4 protein-coding genes and 1 pseudogene are annotated in these 4,634 nt (G+C 32.6%); 2 read left to right on the top strand and 3 right to left on the bottom strand.

The window, feature by feature from the left end; translation table 11 throughout:
• The first annotated feature begins 230 nt into the window (after window positions 1-230).
• Window positions 231-1,391: a tyrosine-type recombinase/integrase gene (locus tag BPMYX0001_RS25175; RefSeq protein ID WP_033799759.1), complete on the top strand. Its 1,161-nt coding sequence runs from the start codon at window positions 231-233 to the stop codon at window positions 1,389-1,391.
• An 85-nt stretch (window positions 1,392-1,476) separates the two neighbouring features.
• Here BPMYX0001_RS25175 and BPMYX0001_RS33370 read toward each other — a convergent pair whose 3' ends face one another.
• Together BPMYX0001_RS33370 and BPMYX0001_RS25170 are read right to left on the bottom strand one after the other, a co-directional pair.
• The gene (locus BPMYX0001_RS33370) at window positions 1,477-1,644 is read right to left on the bottom strand and encodes a hypothetical protein (RefSeq protein WP_006096994.1); all 168 of its coding nucleotides are present in this window, start codon (window positions 1,642-1,644) and stop codon (window positions 1,477-1,479) included.
• Between the two features lie 225 nt (window positions 1,645-1,869).
• Window positions 1,870-2,676 carry an alpha/beta fold hydrolase gene (locus BPMYX0001_RS25170; RefSeq protein WP_006096993.1) on the bottom strand — a complete coding sequence of 269 codons (807 nt, stop codon included), beginning with the start codon at window positions 2,674-2,676 and terminating at the stop codon, window positions 1,870-1,872.
• A gap of 121 nt (window positions 2,677-2,797) precedes the next feature.
• Between BPMYX0001_RS25170 and BPMYX0001_RS25165 the strand changes: the two genes are divergently transcribed.
• Window positions 2,798-4,021 (top strand): helix-turn-helix domain-containing protein, encoded by a 1,224-nt coding sequence (locus BPMYX0001_RS25165; RefSeq protein WP_170959261.1) that lies wholly within the window; start codon window positions 2,798-2,800, stop codon window positions 4,019-4,021.
• A gap of 343 nt (window positions 4,022-4,364) precedes the next feature.
• On the opposite strand, the pseudogene BPMYX0001_RS29705 reads toward BPMYX0001_RS25165, so the two are convergent.
• Window positions 4,365-4,634, bottom strand: a pseudogene (locus BPMYX0001_RS29705) (DDE-type integrase/transposase/recombinase); the annotation flags it as partial.

Here is a 4,634-nt window from a genome sequence, read left to right as displayed (position 1 = left end):
GGTAATTTTAATTTATTATAACATAAATAAAAAGTAAACTATTTAAATTGATATCTAATAACGAGATATAATTTATAATTAAATTCATTTTTACTATAGTTAAAAACGAATAAACAAGAATGAATAAAAGTAAACAAATAATTAAAGTTTAATTTCTTTATACAACTAGTTTTACATGTATATAGGTTATAATAATGATAGAGTGTAATTCCTTTAGGAGTTGATATATGATGAAATTTGAAATGAAGACACTAAATAAGGATAGTTCTTTAGAAATTATTGGAAAACAAAAATATGAATTCGCAAATATAATTGCAATTTGGAATGAAGATATTCTAAAACAAGCGGAGCAAAGAAAAGAAAACAATGAACGAGAAGATAAACAAACGTATGATGGTTTTTCTGATGAGGAGATACTGTACTACTATTTAAACCGACAAACTCATTTTGATAAGGAAAAACGGATAAAGGATAATTCACGTGTTTTATATGCACGTGATCTAAGTCAATTCTATTTTTTTATTAAACAAAGCACAGAGTATCTGCAGCAAGATGTAAAAGATTATGAAGATGGTCGTGTATGGAGGAATCTACGAAAACGTCATATCCGTAACTATCAAAGGTGGTTGTCAGAAGAGGCAGTTTCCTATCAATCCAGGGAGAAATACAAACCATCCACAATAAGTAGAAAGCTAGGTGTAATTCGATCCTATTTAAAATGGCTATATGAAATCGGATATATTCAGGAGCCACTTCATGTAGAAGTATTGAGTACCACAGTAGGCAAGCATCATAAACCAAAGAGGGATTTATCCTATGAAGAAGTAAAGCAGTTACTTCGTTATTATCAGGATAACGAGATTAATTATGCTTTATTATCTATTCTTGCGACAACGGGGCTACGTGTCGCGGAAGTTGCTCATGCGAAGTGGGAAAACCTTGAATTTGATTCAATACGTGATCGGTATTACTTGACTGTAGATACAAAGGGTAATGGTGAAAGAATTGTTTCTATTAATAAAGAGATTTTTCATCGTATTGTTGCCTTTCGTATACGCCGACGACTTCCTATTAATATAGGTAATAAAAATGGTGGTACCATCTTTCAAACTAAAAATCATACAGCATATCGAGAAAATTATTTATCTCAGTACATTACAAAGATTATTAAGGATACGGAGCTACCGTTTACGAAAGATATTAGAATAACGCCTCACTTCTTTAGACACTTTTATGTACAGTACTTGTACGATTACAAAGAGTTACCACCACATCTTATCGCAGCCGCAGTAGGTCATAAAGATGATAGAACGACAAAAGAAAATTATTTAAAGCAACGTTTAATCAAGGATAAGGATGCGGGGAATTTAATTGGTGAAGATGAATTTTAATATGTAATTAATACATAATAAATTCAAAAAAGGAAAGGTGAAACCAATATTGGTTTCACCTTTCCTTTTGAATTGTTTTAAATATTTATACTGCATAGACTTCAATTTTTGTAGGATTAGAAAAGCGACGTTCTAATTCTTTTTTAATTTTTTCAATAGCAAAGAACGCAGAAGATGCATATACAGTGATTACTTTTTTTATTAAAGTATTACCCGTTATTAAAATGTATCTTATTGAATATGATGAAATCATACTCTCACCCTTTCACATATCTATTGTATTTAATATATATGCTGACAGATGTAGATATATTCTCAAAAGATATAAGGGAAGTAGACAAGTGGTATGAAAGGATTTTTTTGCACCAGAACCATCCTTTCTGTATATTTCTACAAAAAGAATAACGCTTATGGGTATAAATTCATCTTAGGTTGATAGTAATGTGGCGATACCCCAATTTTGAGTTATAACAAATTATTACAGAGTGGAGTGTTTATTTTTATTTTTATTTTTTACCATATCTAATATATCCCTTATTACACCAACAACAACTTGAGGTTGATCAATATGTATTGCGTGTCCAGCATCTTCAACAACAATATGTTTTTTATTAGTCGACAAGTTAGCAAGCTCTCCCTGGAATTTCATCCAAGTAGCCATAGACTCCACTGTATGAAAAGGCTGCAGCCCCCCTGTTACAACAATGAGTGGAATGTTTCCAAGTGATTTAGAAGTACGAATTTGTTCTAAGCTTTCTTCCACTTCATTAAGAGAACCTTCCAAAGTAAATTGATTATAATAAGCCGCCTGAACTTCTTTTGTAAATAAAGAGGGCAATATTCTGTTTTGATCCTCGTGAGTTGAGTCTAAGAGAACGACTCCTACTACTTCCTCTGGATATGTGCTTGCAAATAATCTTGTATTTAACCCTCCAAATGAGTGTCCGACTAATACATATGGAGGTTTTATACCTGCTTTATTAAGTAATATACGTAGATTTTCGACACTTTGCTGACTATGGCGAGGTCTTTCATTCATTTCACTTTTTCCAATACCAGCTCTATCATAAATAAACATTTTTGAGAACTTTGAAATGTCATCTTTAATAGGATTCCAGCTTTCTAAAGTGGCTCCATATCCAGCATCAAAAACTAGGGTTGGACCTTCATTATTTCCCCCTAACAATTCATAGTATAATTCAATACCACCTATATCTAATTTTTGTCCTGTTTCATTCGCAATAAATTCACTCATATCCAATTCTCCCTTTTTCTTTTTATCCATTGAAAATTCCAATTAAACAAGTTCAATTTAATTGAACTTATCGTAACATGGACTGATTTTCTTTTCAATCTAAAGTTTAATATAATTGAACTAGTAGACTGAATTACAAAGGATGTTGAAAATGAATGAGCTAGGAAAACGAATAAATAAATTAAGAGTAGAAAAAGGTATGACACTTGTAGAGTTAGCTGGTAATAAAATGTCAAAAGGGATGTTGAGCATGATTGAAAATGGGCATTCGAACCCTTCGATGGATAGTTTGAAATTTATCGCGCACCAGTTGGGCTGCGATCCTCAATATTTATTAGGGAGCTCTACATCCGATGAGCTAAAGCACTTATTTAATAAAGTAGAGGAAGCGTTTGAAAAAAATAATGATGAACAGATAATTAATTTGACACAAGACATGTTGGACCAACAGTTTCCCATTTCATTTGAATCTGCTAGGATATTAGAGATTTCTGGAAGGGTAGTTATGAAGTCCGAGCAAAAACGTGGAGAGATATTGATAGAACGAGCAGTAGCAATCTATGAGCGGTTATCCCTTTATAGCCACTGCGTGGCTGCTAAAGTATATATGGTAGAATACCGTGCAAAAGAGGGTAATTACCATGATGCACTGATAATGTTACGAAATATAAGAAAAGAGTATCATGAAAAAGCAACAGTGATTGATATGGTCGTTGAAATAGAAGCGAATTACATTGAAATGGTCTTACACTTCGGGATAGGTGACTATAAATCAGGAAAGAGTAAGCTTAATCAATTAATTGAACTATCTAAGAGGAAAATGGTCTTTTATAAGATGGATAATATCTTCCGAATTGCAGCGTTTCAAGCCCTTCTTCATAACAATGAAAATGATTATGCTTATTTTATCGAGAAGTCAGAACAGTTTGCTGTTTTTAGTGAAAATGATGAATCTCTAGCTTTTACACTGTTACTTCAAGCACATTATCATAATCAAACATCAGAGGATTATGAACAGGCCCTTTATTACTTAGATAGGTTTGCTACCCTAGTAAAGGGGAACCTCGGAAGTGACTATTATTATCTTGAAAAAGGTAAAGTATTATTAGGAAAAGGACATGTAAAAGAAGCACTTGAAACATTTGAGCAATTTAAGATGCCAAATACGACTATTTACCCACTTGAATTATGTATTCTCTACACTGCAGATGCATATAGAGCAAATTGTCTTTTACAACTAGGAAGAATAGAGGAAGCACTTATCTATGCGCAGAGAGCAGCTAGTAAAATAGATTCGCTACCTCAAACGCCTTATCAAGGTTTTATAAGAAACACCTTAGAGTTAGTGAATAAAACCTATAATAAAAATGAATAGTTTATAGAGAATAAAGAAAAGAATGTCAATTTAAGAAAAGCAACTAGCCCAAAACAATAAAATTAACATTTCTATATCGAGAATGAACAAGTTTTTTGTTTTGGGGGTTATCTATTTTCTTAAGTTGACGAGCATGGGGATGATTCATACATACAAGGTTAAAAAGTACGCGTATCAAATAAACCCTGACTTCATAAACGGGCGCAATTGTATAGAAACACGGGCAGAAAATGATCAAACTTTTTTATAAAAACTGTACACACAATTCAAAAGAAAGAGGGTTCTGGTGCAAATACTTAGGAAAGATATAAAGAGGCGAAAAGTTTCCTAGTGGGATCTAGTCTTAAGCAGCAATTCCAAATAGTTGATGGATGAACTTCACTTGATTTTGGACAGACTCGTCCAGTAAAACAAGTTGCCTTTTTTTTTACCATATGCATAGCTTCTATTCCAGAAATAATGGATGTAGCTGTGCGAAAGGTTTTCAATCCTAACATCGAACGAACTTGCTTTTTAATAAACCGATGATCTTGTTCCACTATGTTATTGAGATATTTCACTTGCCTTAGTTGGATGCCTAATGGCATCTTTTTTTCTTTTCTTTTCTTTTCTT

Origin of the sequence: Bacillus pseudomycoides DSM 12442 (assembly GCF_000161455.1) — a bacterium.
In the GTDB taxonomy this organism is placed as follows: Bacteria; Bacillota; Bacilli; order Bacillales; family Bacillaceae_G; genus Bacillus_A; species Bacillus_A pseudomycoides.
The sequence above is the reverse complement of the archived record's forward strand: the minus strand, read 5'-3'. Positions and strand labels throughout refer to the sequence as shown.